This is a genomic window from Desulfatiferula olefinivorans (genome assembly GCF_054657895.1).
The window spans coordinates 1-15,510 of sequence record NZ_BAAHXV010000058.1 but is presented as its reverse complement, the minus strand read 5'-3'; the positions used below and the strand labels follow the sequence as shown (position 1 = coordinate 15,510).

Annotated in this window: 12 protein-coding genes; 5 read left to right on the top strand and 7 right to left on the bottom strand. The window is 58.7% G+C overall.

Annotated elements, in window-relative coordinates; all coding sequences use genetic code 11:
• Positions 1–276: 276 nt before the first annotated feature.
• From ACYQ11_RS21130 to ACYQ11_RS21120, 3 genes are all read left to right on the top strand, one after another.
• Complete coding sequence (locus ACYQ11_RS21130) at positions 277–1,245, top strand: DUF3943 domain-containing protein (protein WP_459925820.1); 969 nt, start codon at positions 277–279, stop codon at positions 1,243–1,245.
• 257 nt (positions 1,246–1,502) lie between these two features.
• Positions 1,503–1,970: a cache domain-containing protein gene (locus tag ACYQ11_RS21125; protein ID WP_459925819.1), complete on the top strand. Its 468-nt coding sequence runs from the start codon at positions 1,503–1,505 to the stop codon at positions 1,968–1,970.
• A 133-nt stretch (positions 1,971–2,103) separates the two neighbouring features.
• Positions 2,104–4,113, top strand: a complete 2,010-nt coding sequence (locus ACYQ11_RS21120) for a methyl-accepting chemotaxis protein (RefSeq protein ID WP_459925818.1) — start codon at positions 2,104–2,106, stop codon at positions 4,111–4,113.
• Positions 4,114–4,242: 129 nt separating this feature from the next.
• On the opposite strand, the gene ACYQ11_RS21115 is transcribed toward ACYQ11_RS21120, so the two are convergent.
• Genes ACYQ11_RS21115 through ACYQ11_RS21095 form a run of 5 tightly spaced genes read right to left on the bottom strand, consistent with a single transcriptional unit; the run spans position 4,243 to position 10,772 of the window.
• Positions 4,243–5,091, bottom strand: coding sequence for an SDR family oxidoreductase (locus tag ACYQ11_RS21115; RefSeq protein WP_459925817.1), 849 nt, complete (start codon positions 5,089–5,091; stop codon positions 4,243–4,245).
• Entirely contained in the window at positions 5,088–6,104 is a 1,017-nt protein-coding gene (locus ACYQ11_RS21110; protein ID WP_459925816.1) for an NAD-dependent epimerase/dehydratase family protein, read from the bottom strand. The genes ACYQ11_RS21115 and ACYQ11_RS21110 overlap by 4 nt, the downstream gene beginning before the upstream one ends.
• Before the next feature lie 31 nt (positions 6,105–6,135).
• The gene (locus ACYQ11_RS21105) at positions 6,136–7,083 is read right to left on the bottom strand and encodes a glycyl-radical enzyme activating protein (protein ID WP_459925815.1); all 948 of its coding nucleotides are present in this window, start codon (positions 7,081–7,083) and stop codon (positions 6,136–6,138) included.
• A 10-nt stretch (positions 7,084–7,093) separates the two neighbouring features.
• On the bottom strand, positions 7,094–10,069 hold the full coding sequence (locus ACYQ11_RS21100; protein ID WP_459925814.1) for a pyruvate formate lyase family protein: 2,976 nt from the start codon (positions 10,067–10,069) through the stop codon (positions 7,094–7,096).
• A 16-nt stretch (positions 10,070–10,085) separates the two neighbouring features.
• The gene (locus ACYQ11_RS21095; RefSeq protein ID WP_459925813.1) at positions 10,086–10,772 is read right to left on the bottom strand and encodes a TetR/AcrR family transcriptional regulator; all 687 of its coding nucleotides are present in this window, start codon (positions 10,770–10,772) and stop codon (positions 10,086–10,088) included.
• Positions 10,773–10,928: 156 nt separating this feature from the next.
• On the opposite strand from ACYQ11_RS21095, the gene ACYQ11_RS21090 reads away from it, so the two are divergent.
• Together ACYQ11_RS21090 and ACYQ11_RS21085 are read left to right on the top strand one after the other, a co-directional pair.
• Complete coding sequence (locus ACYQ11_RS21090; protein WP_459925812.1) at positions 10,929–11,318, top strand: acyl-CoA thioesterase; 390 nt, start codon at positions 10,929–10,931, stop codon at positions 11,316–11,318.
• 62 nt (positions 11,319–11,380) lie between these two features.
• The gene (locus ACYQ11_RS21085; protein ID WP_459925811.1) at positions 11,381–12,520 is read left to right on the top strand and encodes a (Fe-S)-binding protein; all 1,140 of its coding nucleotides are present in this window, start codon (positions 11,381–11,383) and stop codon (positions 12,518–12,520) included.
• 79 nt (positions 12,521–12,599) lie between these two features.
• Here the strand turns inward: ACYQ11_RS21085 and ACYQ11_RS21080 are convergent, their stop codons facing one another.
• Both ACYQ11_RS21080 and ACYQ11_RS21075 read right to left on the bottom strand, forming a co-directional pair.
• Complete coding sequence (locus ACYQ11_RS21080; RefSeq protein WP_459925810.1) at positions 12,600–13,364, bottom strand: TSUP family transporter; 765 nt, start codon at positions 13,362–13,364, stop codon at positions 12,600–12,602.
• 113 nt (positions 13,365–13,477) lie between these two features.
• Positions 13,478–14,716: a dicarboxylate/amino acid:cation symporter gene (locus ACYQ11_RS21075; RefSeq protein WP_459925809.1), complete on the bottom strand. Its 1,239-nt coding sequence runs from the start codon at positions 14,714–14,716 to the stop codon at positions 13,478–13,480.
• Positions 14,717–15,510 lie beyond the last annotated feature (794 nt).

Genomic DNA, 15,510 nt, shown 5'->3' with positions numbered 1-15,510 from the left:
AAGCACGAAGGAAGCATGGGTTGTCACAGCTCGGTACCGCCATCGTGAACGTGCTCGTGCGCGTAACCGTAAACGTGAACGGCATGAATCCATGGGGCCCATGTGTTTTAATGAACAGACATGCGATGACAATGCGGAGGGCCCAGGGTCTATGCGACCGAACCGGGACGGCGGCCTCTTTCCTGTGGCTTTTTCAAATAAAACTTGCTATAAACCGCGATTAGTCAGATAATTGAGCAACTTATATCAACGCAAACACAAGGCGACCCGATATCCATGGGCTTCAAACGTTTGTTTTCATATCTTGGACGCATCCTTCTGGTGCCGATGATGGTCATCAGCACGGCGGGAACCGCTGCGGCAATAGGTCTTTCCGACGACTATCCCCGCCTGGACGATGCCTGGCAGCCCCGGGCGTACAAAGCCGGCCAGTCCATCGACGCCTACCTGAACGGCTACACCTTTTCCGAGATGCCGGGCCGATCGTATCTTCTGACTGACCACGACATGTTCCTGCCCTTCTCGGACCGCCTGTTCGCCCTGGATTCGGAGGGGACGGATTCGGGCCGACCGGGGCTGATGGCCCAGATCACCAGCGATTCGGGCTCTATTCTGGCCATGGCCGTGGGCACCATCGCCTTTTTGTACGTGATGCCCGAAAGCTTCTCCAAATGGCCCCAGGACAAAAAGGATCTGTCGCCCAACAAGCTCTGGGAACGCTACGACAAAAACGTGTCAAACGGCCCGGTCTGGGACAAGGACGAGTGGGAGGTCAACTACATCGGCCACCCCTATTTCGGCGCCGCCTATTACACCCACGCCATCAACAAGGACTTTACCCGGCTCGAAGCCCTGTCCTATTCGTTCATGATGTCCACCTGTCTTTACGAATACGGCCTTGAAGCCTTTTTCGAAGATCCCTCCATTCAGGACATCATCGTCACCCCTCTGGCCGGGGCCCTGTTCGGCGAAGCGTTCATCACCATGGCCGAGCGCATCCGCGACAACGGCGACACGGTTCTGGGCTCAAAAACCCTGGGAACCCTCTGTTTATTCATGATGGACCCGATCAGCGTCACCCTGGTTCCCATCAACCGGTTCAACGAACGCTACTCCAAGCTTCGCATGAACGCCGACTATTACGCCCGAAGCACGATATCCGACGATGCGAGCGACGCCGGGGTCTTTTACGACCACCGGGTCGGCGTGAACATCTCCATCACCACCGACGCCTTTTCCCGATAGTCCGGCGAAACGCCCCCCGACCGCCGGGTTGCCCGGTTGATCAAAAAATTTATCATTGATATTATCAGTGCCCCGCTGTAAAATAACCTATCTTTATCAATCGTGCGCGAATCACATTTCTAAAAAAACGTCATACCGCAGACCATAATACAATAAACGGTTTTTCCGGCAGCACCGTTTCCGATCGCCAACGGTCGCCGCCGTCTTGGTCATGACCCGAAAACGAACCATTTGACTTTTCAAAGGAGAACTGCCCCATGAAAAAACGTCTGTCCGTTCTGCTCATGCTGCTTGCCGGCCTGATTTTCACCATGACGGCTCTGGCCGAGGAAAAAGCCACCAAAGACGAATGCGTTGCCATGTGCAAAAAGGCCGCCCAGGTGGGCCTTGACCAGGGTGTCGACGAAATGATCCGCCAGGCCAATGATCCCAAGGGCCCCTTTGTCTGGAAAGACACCTACATCTTCATCTCGAATCTTGACACCAAACAGGTGGTGGCCCATCCCATCCGCCCCGGCCTGGTCGGCAAGGACATGAGCGGCATCAAGGATATCAACGGCAAGATGTTCTACATCGAAAGCCTCAACATCGCCCAGGAACAGGGTGAAGGCTGGGTCGATTACATGTGGCCCAAACCCGGTGAAAAAACACCGGTGTCCAAGTCATCGTACGTGTACCGCCTGCCGGGCCATCCCTACGCCCTGATCGCCGGTGTCTACAACTGATCGCATCTGCTCCTTATTGTCATCCGCCTTGGCCTTGAGGGGCAGGGCTCCTCAAGGCCAAGGAGTTTTTTTACGTAAATGACACCTGTTTCGCCTCCAGGCGGCTCATCCAACCGAAAACGAGGAACACGCCATGGCTTTTTCGCTGACCAAGGGACTGAACATCAAACAACGCCTGATCGTTCTGGTTTTGACCGGCATTTTGTCCATGCTGCTGATCACCGGCGTGACCCGCCTGATGGATCATTACAAAACCCGAAGCATTTCGATTGAGCGCGGAAGCCGGGAGATCGCCGCCCGGTTTCAGGACAGTCTCAACCTGGAGAATATCTTCATTCTCACCATGTCGCCGGGCGTTCTTTCCGAGCATCAGGCCATCACGGACGCCCTCGATCAGGCCATTTCACGGACCCTTTCCGACGCCGACAGCGAAACGGCCGGCCTGATCCAGAGCATCCGGGCCGCCTATATCGAACATCAGCGGATTTTCAAGGATGTCGTCGCCAACACCACCCTACTCGACGCGTCCAAAAACCGGCTGGCCGAAACCATCGCCGCCGTCAACAAAACGCTCGATTCCGTCATCGCCGCCATCGACGAGGAAGAAGTCATGCTGATGATGGAAGGGGAATTCCTGGCATCCGCCACGGTGGGCGCCCGCAAGGAAACCGTGGACTTCAAGTCCTTCGGAAACGAGCGCATGCTGAACCTCGTCCAGAACCTTTTGCTCTACGGAGACGAAAAAACCTACACGGAAAACAAGCAGGCCCTGGACGGGAAAATCAATCTGGCGAAAAAAAACATGGCCAACATCTACAAGGCCACCGGCAAGGATTCAATGATCACGGCCTGGGAAGAGATCAATGGGCATCTTGAGACGCTCAACCAGACCCAGGGACTGCTTTTCAGCCAGTGGAGCACCAACCAGAGCCTCCGCCGGAATCTTTCGAACACCGCCGAGAAGGTCAAGGCCGTCACCGCTGAGATCACGGAGCGGGCCAACCGGTCCATGGTGAAAAGCAGCCGCTGGTCTTCCCTGGTCAGCCTGCTGGTCACGGTCCTGGGTCTGGTGATTCTTTTCGTTTTCGGGCTTGTCACCTACCGTGCCGTGGCCCATCCCATCGCCGCGGCCGTGTCCATGATCCGGGACATCGCCGAGGGCGAGGGGGATCTGACCAAGCGCCTTTCGATCACCTCCCATGATGAAATCGGCGACATGGCCCGCTGGTTCAATGTCTTCATCGAAAAGCTCCAGACCATCATCGCCGATATCTCCCGCAAGTCCCTGACCTTAGACAGTTCCTCGGACACCCTGTCGGGCCTGTCCGCCCGGATGAGTGAGGAAGTCGGAAGCATTTCACGGAACGCGGCCGCCGTGTCCGACTCCGCGGACGGCATGAGCGAAAGCATGAACAGCCTGGCCGCCGCCAGCGAGGAATATGCCTCAAATATCAGCATGCTGGCGGCCGCCGCCGAGGAAATGTCGTCCACCATCCAGGAAATCGCCGGGAACACCGAAAAGGCCCATGGGGTATCGAGCGACGCCGTCACCAAGGCGGAAACGGCCCTGGCCAACATCCGGTCCCTGGGCAATGCGGCGGCGGAAATCAACAAGGTCACCGAAGTGATCACCGACATCTCCGACCAGACCAACCTTCTGGCCCTCAACGCCACCATCGAGGCCGCCCGGGCCGGTGAGGCCGGCAAAGGATTCGCCGTGGTGGCCAACGAAATCAAGGAACTGGCCCGGCAGACCGCCGAGGCCACCCGGGGAATCAAGGTCATCGTCGAGGACATCCAGAACGCCACCGCAGGGACGGTCGGCGACATCGAGGGGATCACGGGCATTGTCGGCACCATCAACGACATCGTCACCACCATCGCGTCCTCGGTGGAAGAACAGACGGCCACGACCCGGGAAATCGCCGGCAATGTGGCCCAGGCCTCCTCGGGCATCACCGAGGTCAACACCGGGGTGTCCCGCAGTTCCACGGCGGCCCGGGGCATCGCCTCGGACATCGCCGAAGTTCACCGTTCCGCCGAGGATCTTTCCTCAAGCAGCGTGGACGTGAACAGCCGGTCGGCGGAACTGGCCGAACTGTCCGCCGACCTCAAGGCTCTGGTGGGGCGGTTCAGGGTCTGAACCGTGACGGCTTCGCAACACGTCCGATCTCTGCGTGACGGGGAACTCGCAATCCCTGGCCTCGAACAGTTTACGAAGCCGTCTGACATTCCAGGTTTTACGAAACCATCATCGTTAGGGCGGACCGGATCATGACGGCCGCCCTTTTTTCTTTTTCGCCGCCCGCGCCCGGACGAAGCCGCCGATCCCGTCTGCGGTGGCCCGGCTCAGCCGGCCGTTGCTGATACGGTGGAAAAAATGCAGCATCCTGGCCGCCCGCCCAGGAATGACCAGAAAACGTTTCGCCCGGAGGCCTGACACCAGGGCCAGGGCCACCTCATCGGGGGTCAGGCGTCCCGCCATGTTCTTGATCATCCGGCTTTCCGGGGGCAGGGTTTTGGCTTCCGCCTCGACCAGGGGCGTCGTCACCTCCGGCGGACAGACCACGGTGACCCCGATGTGAAACGGTTTCAGCTCTCCTCTCAGGCATTCGCTCAGACCCACCAGGGCGTACTTGGTGCTGCCGTAAAGGCTGTAACCGGGCATGCCGATCAGCCCTGCCATGGAAGCCAGATTGACGATATGCCCGCCCCCCTTTTTCTTCATGTGGGGCAAAACGGCGCTGATGGTGTTCCGGGTACCGTAGACATTGATTTTCATCACCCGGTCGAACGTTTCGTAGGTGATGTTGTCAAAATAATCCCCCGCCCCCACCCCGGCACTGTTGACCAGAATGTCAGGGATGCCGAACGAGGCCACGGCCCGGTCGATCTTCTGCCCGACATCGGCATGATCCGCCACATCCATGGGGATCACGTGAATGGGCTGGGCCCCGGTGATACTGTTACGGATGGCAAGCCGGGCAGCCTCGAGGTTGGCCCTCCCCCGGGCGAACAGCACCAGGGCACAGCCTTTGGACGCCAGAAGCGTGGCTGCGGCAAGGCCGATCCCGCTGGACCCGCCGGTGATAAATGCCAGTTTGTCATTGAAGTATCTCATCGCTGTCCTCCCTTATTCTCCGCCAGGCTGTGAAGGTAGGCCCGGGTCAACGCCAGTCCGTGCACATAGGACACCGTCGGGGTATAGCCCAATTCCTGCCTGACCCTGTCTGTGCTGAACCGGTTGTCCGATCCCACCAGATTCAGGGCCTCGCGGGTAATGGGCGGCCGTTTTTTGATATGCAGCCGTCTCCAGGTCCATTCGCAAACCCGGGCTGCGGCGGCGGCCGCAGGCCGGGGAATGGAACCGGGTCGCTTCGCGCCGATCAGGTCCGCGATGTCGCTGAAATACCGGCGCCACGTGACATCGAGACCGTCGCAGGCGTTGTAGGCCCGGCCCAGGGCGTGATCGGCGGACGCGGCCAGAAGGAGGATGTCCGCCACATTGTCCACATAGGCAAGGCCCGCATTCATCCGTCCCCCTCCGATCAATCCGGGCGAACCGCTCCGAAGCACCGCCGTCACATCGTGCAGCCAGGGGCCCGAGCCGGGACCATACACGTTGGCCGGCCTGACCACCGCCAGCTTCATGCCCCGGTCCCGATGATACTCCCAGGCCAGAGCCTCCTGGGCCTGTTTGGTCCGGCTGTAAGGTCCGAAGGTGCGTCCGAAGGCGGTCTCTTCATCACAGACCTGACGACGGATATGATCGCCGTACACCACAATGCTCGACACCAGCACCACCCGGGCATCTTCCGCCACGGCGGCGTCGAACAACAGGCGGCTGCCCTCCACGGTCAGTTGCCGGAAGACCGTTTCATCCCCCCAGTCCGACACCACGGCGGCCAGGTGAATGATTGTCCCGGCCCCCCGGACCGACCGGGCCACCGCTTCCGGATCATCGATGCTGCCCCGGACCACCGCAACCCGCCCCTCCCAGGGCGTTGTCTCACCGGGCAGCACCAAAGCCCTGACCTCGATGTCTTTCGCAAGAAGCGCCGCCACCACCCGGCGGCCGATAAATCCCGTCGCACCGGTCACCAGAACCGGCTGGGCCATAGACGCTTTATCCATATTCGATCTCCTTTTTTGTCAGGTTGAGCGATCACGCAACGTCGATACCGGCCTCGTCGAAAATTTTTTGACACCGCCGTCTCACGGTCCGGTCGGCGAAGGAGGACAGGGCCGTGTCGTGCTTGTAGGGGTCTTTGGCGCCCAGGGTGTCTATCTTGTCATGCCAGAGGGGGTTGTAGTCGAGCAGCGCGGTCCGGCCTATGCCCTGGGCCTTGAGAAAGGCCGCGACGGCGAAAAGGTTGTCGTCGGTATCCGTGATGCCCGGCACCAGGGGCGTCCGGGACAGCAGGTCTTTTTGATCGGCGCGGGCCCGTTCCGCCAGAGCCTTGAAATTGGCCAGAATCCTATCGTTTAAGACCCCGCAGAAGCGTTTATGTGCCCGGGGGTCCATGATCTTGATGTCGTAATAGATCGTATCGATCAGCGGATAAATGCGGTCCATGAACCGCGCAAGGTCAAACTGGCCGCAGGTTTCCAAAAGGGTGTGAATCCCCTGGGATTTCAGTGCGGAAAGCAGATCGTGAAGAAAGTCCATGTGAAGGGTGGCCTCGCCGCCGGACACCGTCACCCCGCCGCCGCCGACCTTGAAAAACGGCAGGTCCGGCAGCACCCGTGCCATGATGTCGTCCACGGACAGGACCTGCCCCACCCGCGTGAGGGCGCCGGACGGACAGACGTCGGCACAGGCAAAGCACAGACGGCAGAGTTCCCGCCGGATCTGCCCCGGAAGGTCCCTTGACAGGGCCCCTGTGGGACAGACCGTCCGGCAGTCCCCGCAGCCCACGCACACGTTCGCGTCAAAGGAAAGCTCGGGCCCCGCCTTCCGGCTTTCCGGATTGTGGCACCACACGCAGGACAGGGGACAGCCCTTGAAAAAGACAACCGACCGGATCCCGGGCCCGTCGTCCAGGCTGTTGCCCTTGATGTCCAGAATAAGCGGCCCTCCGGCGGCCGGGCCCGTCTGCATTGCTGCATCCATGATTGTTCTCCTAGATCGAAAATTCCGCCCGCTCGATCAGTTCCATCTGCATGTCGCGGTTTAAACTGACAAAATAGGCGTTGTATCCGGAAATCCGCACCAGAAGGTTCTGGTAGAGCTCCGGGCGAACCATGGCGTCTCTCAGGGTTTCCGTGGACACCACGTTCAGCTGCATCTGCATGCCGCCCAGGTCGCTGTAGGTCCGTGCATAGGCAAACAGGGTGTCCACCGTTTTCTCATGGGAATCCCGGGCCGACGGTGCCACCCTGACATTGAAGGCGATGTTGTTGTTCATGGTTTCAGGATCCAGCCGGGCCACATCCCTGATATTGGCCAGAATGGTCGGGGAGGCATGGGGCTCGGGGGTCAGACCCGGCGTAAAGGGCTTGCCCGACCGCCGACCCGAGGGCAGAGCCCCGGTCAGGGTGCCGAAGGCCACATGGTTGGACATGGACCAGAACCCGGCAGTGTAGGGCCCGCCCCGGTAGTTGGTCCGGGCGATGAAGATGTCATGGGCCAGACGGGTGATGCGGTTGGCCAGGGCCAGGGCCTCCTCATTGCCCGAACCGAACAGGGGTACCCGGCTCCGGATCAGGGCCGACAGGGCCGGATCATGTTGAAAATCGGTGTTGACCGCGTTCAGGAGATCCGCGAAGGCCACCTTTTTCTGATCGAAGACCAGGGTTTTGACGGCCATCAACGAATCGGTGATATCGGCCAGGCCGATGCAGGCCGTGCCCGAGGAATTGTAGCGGGCCCCGCCCTTTGTCACGTCCCGGCCCGTTTCGACGGCCCCCTCGATCAGGGTGGAAATCAGGGGCGTGGGCCGAAGAACCTGATGGGCCTCCCCCAGAAAATTGTTGTACTCGCAGGTCAGACCGGCCAGAAAATCGAGCTGAACGGCGAAGGCCTTGAAAAACGATTCGAAATCCTTGAAATCCCCGGCCCTGATGTCCCCGGTTTTCGGCCCCAGGTCCCAGCGCATCAGGGGGTGACGCCCGTTGTTCAAAGCCATTTCAAGGGCGGCCACCATGTTGAACATCATGCAGTTGGTGTGGCCCAGATGCCGTCCGGACAAGGTGGGTTCCACACAGCCCGTGGCGGCCCAGTCCCTCAGATGTTCCACCGGATAGTCGAATTCCCTGAGGGAGGCCATGACGGTCTCGTCGCAGTGGATCGACGGCGTGGCCGCCGTGTTGACGTTGACCTCGCACAGGCGTTTCAGATAGGTGTCGCTGTTCTTTTCCCGGCTGAACCGGGCATTGACGTTGGGGTCCCTTATGGACAGCATCTCGGTGACCTTGAGAAAGATGTAGGTCATGTCGTTCACCGCGTCTTCCCCGTCGGGACCGACCCCGCCCAACGTGATGGCCTGATCCGACGAACTGCCGCCGAACAGATAATTGCCGATATCGGGGATCAAAGGCAGATGATCGGTGCAGCGCAGATAGAAACAGCCGATCAGCTCGACGGCGTGACGGATGTAGGCCGCCCGGGCCCCGGCATCGCCGATGGCGGCCAGATCCGCCTCGAAATAGGGCTGAAGCCACTGGTCCATGCGGCCCAGGGAGAATCCGGCGTTGGTGTTTTCCATGTGCACCGCGATCCACATGATCCAGACGGCGTTCACCGCCTCGTCAAGGGTGACGGCGGGATGGGCCGGAACCCGGCCGCAGACGGCCGACAGACGGTTAAGCTCGGCCTTGCGCACCGGATCGGATTCGGCCGCGGCCTGGGCCGCCGCCTCCCTGGCCAGGTTTTTCGCGTAGGCGTCCACGCCGTCGAGGGTCAGAATCATGGCCTCGAGGGTTCCCCGTTTCGATGCGTCCTCGTCCGGGGTAAGGGCCAGTTCATCGCGGATGTCATCCTTGATTCCCAGGGTGCCGCGCCCCAGCAGTTTGGGGAAATCGAGGATGGTGTGGGACAGGGCCACGGTTTTCCAGAGAAAGCAGGCGGCGAAGCGCTCGTCAAGCTTCTGGCAGACCGGATAATCCTTGTTTTCGCGAACCCACTCCCTGAAATTCCGGTGAAGCCAGAAGGGAAACACCGTGTGATGGAGCACATCCCGTGTTTCCGCAGACACGTCGTAGGGATTCAGGGGCCGAAAGGGCGCGGTGACCAGTTCCCCCCAGATCATGGTGCCGTGGGCGTCCGGGTAGAGCACCACGCCGATGTCCCGGGTGGTGGTGGTGCCGGCCAAGAGATCGTTTTTCCGGATAAGGGGCTTCTTGTGCCGCATCAAATGGTTGAAGGCCCGGGCCTGGCGCAGTTCGGGCATCTGCGGCGCACCGCCTGAATCGGTTTCGAATCCGTGCTCCCGGTACCATCGGGTCAGGATTTCCGGCCGTTCATGGCAGAGGGCGGGCCGGGTTTTCAGATGGATGTCCAGAAAATCCGCAAGACGGGGAAAATCGTTCAGACGGAGGTCGGACAGATAAGGATCATCGAGAAAACGCACGCCCTGATCCACCGACGGGGCCCGCAGCTGCTCACGGGCCGGTTTGTCGATGCTCCTTCGGGACGCCTTTTCCGCATCGTAATTCCGATGATCGAGGGCCGTTTCCTTTTTCAGCTTGGCGATCTGGATGGGTTTGAGCAGCAGGGACAGATAAAAGTTCATCAGTTGAAGACAGCCGATGTTGCCGCGGGTGATCATCCGGTTTTCCATCAGGGCCAGCATCAGCCGGTTGGGCGGCTGGGTCGCCGCTTCCGCAAGGGCCGCCGTATCGTTGAAGATCAGCTCTGCGTCGGGCCTCTCGGGCATCCGTTTCAGCAGCCGGACCCGGCCGCCTGCCACAGCGACGGCCTGGGCCACACCGCCTTGTTCCGTCCGCACGGCGAAGGTAAAGGCGATGGGGCCGTCGTCACTGTAAAGGTAGCGTCTGAGGGCCGGCCTCAGATTGAAATTCCAGGCGAAAAACGTGAAAAACAAGCGGGTCAGCATGGAGGCAAAACCCGTCTTCATTCCGGAATACCGTGCGTTCATTATCACCTCCCTGCCATCATGACGATGTGATTTCATAAAGCGTTTCTCCCCCTTCGACCCGTGATGTCAGACGGGCGATCTCGTCGATGAGGGCCGCGATGCGCCTTTCCGTGAAAAGATCGACCCGATCGAGCACCTCGTGAAACAGACGGCTGTTGCAAAGCGTCACCAGACCATGGAGATCGGCCCAGAACGTCACGACCTGATCCAGAATAAAGGCCTCCCTGGCCGGGCCGTCCCCCGGAAGAATCGCCCGGACGGGATCGACAAACAGCGTCAGACATGAGAGGGCGGTCTTTTTTTCATGGTCGGCCAGGGGCTCGATGGGTGTGCCCACATAATCCAGATACTTGGGGGTTTTCAGGTTGAACATGATCTCGTAGTAGCTGGAAAAGGTCAGCCCGAAGTCCACATAGGCCCGGATCATCGCCCCGATGCGCCCGATCGGATCCGTCTGCTCAAAGCTTCGCCGGATCAGAAGGTCGCGAAGTTTTTCAAACCCCCGAACCCGGATCATCAGATTCAGCTCGTCCTTGTTTTTATAGTAATTGTAGATCGTGGTGGCGGTCACCCCCAGACGGGAGGCGATTTTCCGGACACTTAAGCTGTCAAACCCCTGCTCGATAATGATGGCAAGGGCGGTGTCCAGAATCTTCCCCCGGGTCTGCTCGATCTCCTCGGGGCTCATGGGCGCTTTGGGCATACAGCCTCCTTTTTAAAAATAACATCGTTATCTTAACACTGTTATTTTAAAAATCAACCTCAAAAATTGCCCCTTGTCCTGGACGGTTGCAAGGCCTCTTCAAAACTGGTATAAGCATCCTGTTTCTTCAGGAAAACCCAATCGAAAGGAATTGCCGTGGCCCTGACGACCCATCATCTCGACGTTCAGATCTACTACGAGGATACGGATCACTCCGGCGTGGTCTATCACGCCAATTATCTGAAATTCTTCGAGCGGGCCCGGGAGCATGTGATCGGCACCAAAGAACTGGCACGGATGTGGCACGAGGACGGCATCGGCTTTGCCGTCTACAAAATCGAGATCGGCTACTTCGACGGCGCCGTGTTCGGCGACACCCTGGATATCCGGTCCACCTGCCGCAAGGAAGGCGACTACAAGATCATCTGGACCCACGAAGCCTGGCGGCCCCAGGGCACCAAGGCCGCCGTCAAGGCCACCCTCGAACTGGTCTGCCTGGACAGAAACAAACGCCTGACCCCCATCCCCCATTACGATTTTCTCTGAGAGGCGTCACGATGCGTTTAAAACGTCCAACCCATCTCATTTTTAAATCTGGAAGGTAAAAAATGTCTGATCAACTACCGCTTTGGATTGACACCGACGCCCTCAAACAGGCGGCGTCGGACTGTGTGGCGTGTGATACCTGCCTCGATGTGTGCTGTACGTCCTACACACACCCCGAGATCGAACGAACCCCCAAAAACCGCCTTTCGATTATTCTGCGGCTGCTTAACGGGGAGACGGTGAGCGACACCGATGTCCATACCATCTACACATGCGTGGAATGCGGACGCTGCGATACGGTCTGCCCCATGGACATCCCCATATCCTCAACCATCGCGGACAGCAAGGTCGTTCTGGTTGCAAAGGGCTTCGGCCCCCTTCCCAAACATAACGACATGGTCTTTAATCTTTTAAAAAATCGAAATGCCGTCAACAAAGACCCCAAAGACCGCCTGTCCTGGCTGGGCGACGAAGCCGACGCCGCCGTTCATCAGACCTCCGACACCCTGTTGTATCTGGGCTGCATGGCCTCGTACCTGGACACGGACACCGCGAAAGCCTCCTATGATATTCTGAAACAGGCAGGCATCTCCTTCACCCTGCTCGAGGATGAATTCTGCTGCGGTATTTACCCCTACAATGCGGGAAAAATTACCGAAGCGACCGCTGTGTTCAATGAGCTTTACGCTGAATTCAAAAAACGCGGCATCAGGCGGATCATCGCCCCCTGCGCCGGATGCTACCGTGCCTTTTCAGCCTATTACCCCCGGGTTCTGCCCGGCTTCGATATCGAGGTAAAACACATGGCCCAGGTGATCTGTGAGCTTGCTGAAGCCGGAAAAATCACGTTCAAACCGGCCGGCGGACCGGTTACGGTCCATGACTCCTGTAAAATCGGAAGAAAATCAGGTGTGTATGACGCCCCACGGACCATTTTGCGGCAGATGGGGTTTGACATCCGTGAGATCGCCGAAAACAGGGAAAACGCCCTCTGCTGCGGCGCCGGTGCCGGCGTGCGGTCCATCGAGCCCGCCCTGTCCATGGGCATCGGCCGTCAGGTCCTCGACAAGGCCCCGACCGAAAACGTGATATCGACCTGCCCGTTCTGCATTTTCAACCTGGGTTATACCGCCAAAAAAAACGGCCTCCCCCACACGGTCAACCACATCGCAAGCTTTGTCAGACCCTACCTCACCCCCTGATGGGTGCCGGGGAAAGTGAAGGCGCAGACACCCGTCTGCGCCGCGGCAGGGCCTTCGCTGCAAACGCAGATCACTGTATTCAGCGCATAAAGGCCGAGGCGTAGTTCTGATACAAAAGCCTGACGATGGTCAGCATGACGATGGACACAAAGACCGGCCGGATGAACCGGCTGCCCTTTTTGACGGCCAGGGAGGACCCGACCCGTGCGCCGATGATCGACCCTGCGGCCATGACGAACCCCGCCGCATAATTCACGTTGCCCCCGATCACGAACAGGGACAGGGCCGTGATATTGCTGGTGAAGTTCATGACCTTGGTCGTCCCCGTGGCCTGGGTCAGCTCCATGCCCATGAAAAAGACCAGGGCTGCGGCCCAGAATGACCCTGTTCCGGGACCGAAAAACCCGTCATAGAATCCGAGCCCTGTCCCTGCCAGAAAGAAAAACAGGGTCCGGGGCATCCGGGCTTCACGCCGGGTGTCCAGGGAACCCGACACCAGCGTATACACAAAGACCGGCACCAGCAGAACAGGGATCAGGTGACGGATGAGGGACGGATCCATCAATTGAACGGCGGTGGTTCCGAATGCGGCTCCGATGAGGGTGAACACGATGCCTGAAACGCAGTCTTTCAGATTCACCACCCCTTTTCGGGTATAGTTGTAGACGGATGAAAAGGCCCCGAAGGAGGATTGCAGCTTGTTGGTGCCCAGAACCATCTGGGGAGGCATCCCCGTGGTCATCAGCACCGGGACGGAGATCAGCCCCCCGCCTCCGGCAATGGAGTCGACAAAACCGGAAAAAAAACCGGTGGCAAAAAGCAACATCAAAACATCGACACTCATGATCATTCACACCGGCCTTGCGCTGATTGTTAAACGAGTCAAACGGGGGCGACGCATCCATCCCGCCCGGCAAACGCCTGGGTATCCGAAATCATCGCCCCCGTCAAGATCTCTTACGCGGCGTCTTCGCACAACGCGGAGGCATCGGTCCGGTTGGACTGATAAACAGCCTCATCCAGCTCCCCTTCGCTTTTGGCGATCAGAAGCGCGGTCATGGCGTCACCGGTGACGTTGACCGTGGTCCGCGCCATGTCCAGCACCCGGTCGATGCCGGCGATGATGGCGATGCCCTCCATGGGCAGCCCGATGGACGTCAGGGTCACCGAGAGCATGATCAGACCGGCTCCGGGAACGCCTGCCGTTCCGATGGAGGCCAGGGTCGATGCCAGAATCAGGGTGATGTAGTTGGCCAGGGTCAGCTCGACGCCGCAGGCCTGGGCCACGAACACCGCACAAACACCCTGATAGATGGCGGTGCCGTCCATGTTGATCGTTGCCCCAAGGGGAAGGACAAAGCTTGAAATCCCCTTCGACACCCCAAGGTTATCCTGGGTGCAGCGGATGGTGGCGGGCAGGGTGCCTGAACTGCTTGTGGTGGTGAATGCCACCATCTGCGCGTCGGCAATCCCTTTGAAAAACCTGACGGGATTCAGCTTGCCCACAATGGCCACGCCGCCGCCGTAGACCAGAAGAACGTGGATAACCGCACCGATATAAACCGCCGCAATGACCTTGGCCAGGGGCAGGAGGGTCTGGATGCCGTACTGCCCGACCACGTAGGCCATCAGGGCGAAGACGCCATAGGGGGCCGCCTTCATGACAAGACCGGTCAAGGTGTACATGACCTCCGCAACCGCTTCGGCGAACTGTTTGGCCGGCTCCGCTTTCTGACCGGTGATGTTGATGGCGATGCCGATAAAAATGGCAAAGACGATAATCTGAAGCACATGGCCGCTTGACAGCGCCCCGATGGGATTGTTCGGAATGATATTGACCAGCGTGTCAATGAAACTGGGGGCCTCTTTGGCGGCGAACACATGGTTGGCGTCGATGGTCATCCCGGCTCCGGGTTGAATCAGCCGGCTGACCCCGATGCCGATGGTCACCGCCACCGCCGTGGTGCACAGATAAATGACGAGGGTTTTGACCCCGATCCGTCCCAGCTGCCTGGAGTCCTTCATGCTGGTCATGCCCACGATGAGGCTTGAGAAAATCAGGGGAACGATCAGCATTTTAATGGCGTTGATGAACAGCGTGCCCAACGGTTTTAAGAGAACGGCCTTTTCCTGCAGAACCAGACCCGCGATGACGCCAAGAAAAAGGCCGATAAAAATCTTCATCCACAATTTCATAATCACACTCTCCTTATGTTTTAAGTCCATTCGTCTGAATGATTCGGGTAACCGGCGGGTATCAATAGCAAGACAGGTGCCACAGGAGACTGTGTCGATCAATCGAAAGGTACATGGGATGATAATTATTTTAAATCAATGACATACACTCAACAGCTTTTTTGATGTCATGGTCTTTGACGGGGGTTTTCTCCCGGCCCGCCCGGTATGACCGAACGAATGCATTGACCGGCTTGATCCGCATAACACCCTGTATTCAAAGCTGTAAAGTGGAATCATAACCTTTTGCATAGCCATGACAATCGTTATGCCCCTCAGGGTCAGGGCAATCGCATGTCTGTTCATAAAAACACATGGGCCTCATGGATTCATACCGTTCACGTTTACGGTCACGAGCACGTTCACGATGGCTGTGCCGGGCTGTGACAAACCATGCTTCCTTCGTGCTTTTCGTGTTCTTGAGGGAGCGCAGCGACCGGGTGGTTGAATGGATTGACCACGAAGCTCACGAAAAGCACGAAGGAAAAGAGCCCCGGCTCTTTTCTGCCATGACATGGGATGCCCACAGGAGCCTTGCCGTGCGACATGCCCCGGCATGTCCGGATTGACTCTGTGTCTTTGTGTCTCTGTGAGAGCCCTGAAACCGGCTTCACCGAAGGGTCGCCGGTCTTTTTTTTCTCACGGAGACACCAAGGCACAGAGAAAACATGACCCTGCCAAGGGCATGGTACACGGCCTCAAGCTGTGTCACACATCAACCATAGCCTCTTTCGTGCTCTTCGTGTTCTTCAGGG

Bases quoted from the DNA above. Each gene is read 5' to 3' on its own strand.
- ACYQ11_RS21075 (WP_459925809.1), bottom strand. From the start codon at position 14,716: ATGAAATTGTGGATGAAGATTTTTATCGGCCTTTTTCTTGGCGTCATC.
- ACYQ11_RS21115 (WP_459925817.1), bottom strand. From the start codon at position 5,091: ATGAGATACTTCAATGACAAACTGGCATTTATCACCGGCGGGTCCAGC.
- ACYQ11_RS21080 (WP_459925810.1), bottom strand. From the start codon at position 13,364: ATGAGTGTCGATGTTTTGATGTTGCTTTTTGCCACCGGTTTTTTTTCC.
- ACYQ11_RS21105 (WP_459925815.1), bottom strand. From the start codon at position 7,083: ATGGATGCAGCAATGCAGACGGGCCCGGCCGCCGGAGGGCCGCTTATT.
- ACYQ11_RS21110 (WP_459925816.1), bottom strand. From the start codon at position 6,104: ATGGATAAAGCGTCTATGGCCCAGCCGGTTCTGGTGACCGGTGCGACG.
- ACYQ11_RS21100 (WP_459925814.1), bottom strand. From the start codon at position 10,069: ATGAACGCACGGTATTCCGGAATGAAGACGGGTTTTGCCTCCATGCTG.
- ACYQ11_RS21085 (WP_459925811.1), top strand. From the start codon at position 11,381: ATGTCTGATCAACTACCGCTTTGGATTGACACCGACGCCCTCAAACAG.
- ACYQ11_RS21125 (WP_459925819.1), top strand. From the start codon at position 1,503: ATGAAAAAACGTCTGTCCGTTCTGCTCATGCTGCTTGCCGGCCTGATT.
- ACYQ11_RS21130 (WP_459925820.1), top strand. From the start codon at position 277: ATGGGCTTCAAACGTTTGTTTTCATATCTTGGACGCATCCTTCTGGTG.
- ACYQ11_RS21095 (WP_459925813.1), bottom strand. From the start codon at position 10,772: ATGCCCAAAGCGCCCATGAGCCCCGAGGAGATCGAGCAGACCCGGGGG.
- ACYQ11_RS21120 (WP_459925818.1), top strand. From the start codon at position 2,104: ATGGCTTTTTCGCTGACCAAGGGACTGAACATCAAACAACGCCTGATC.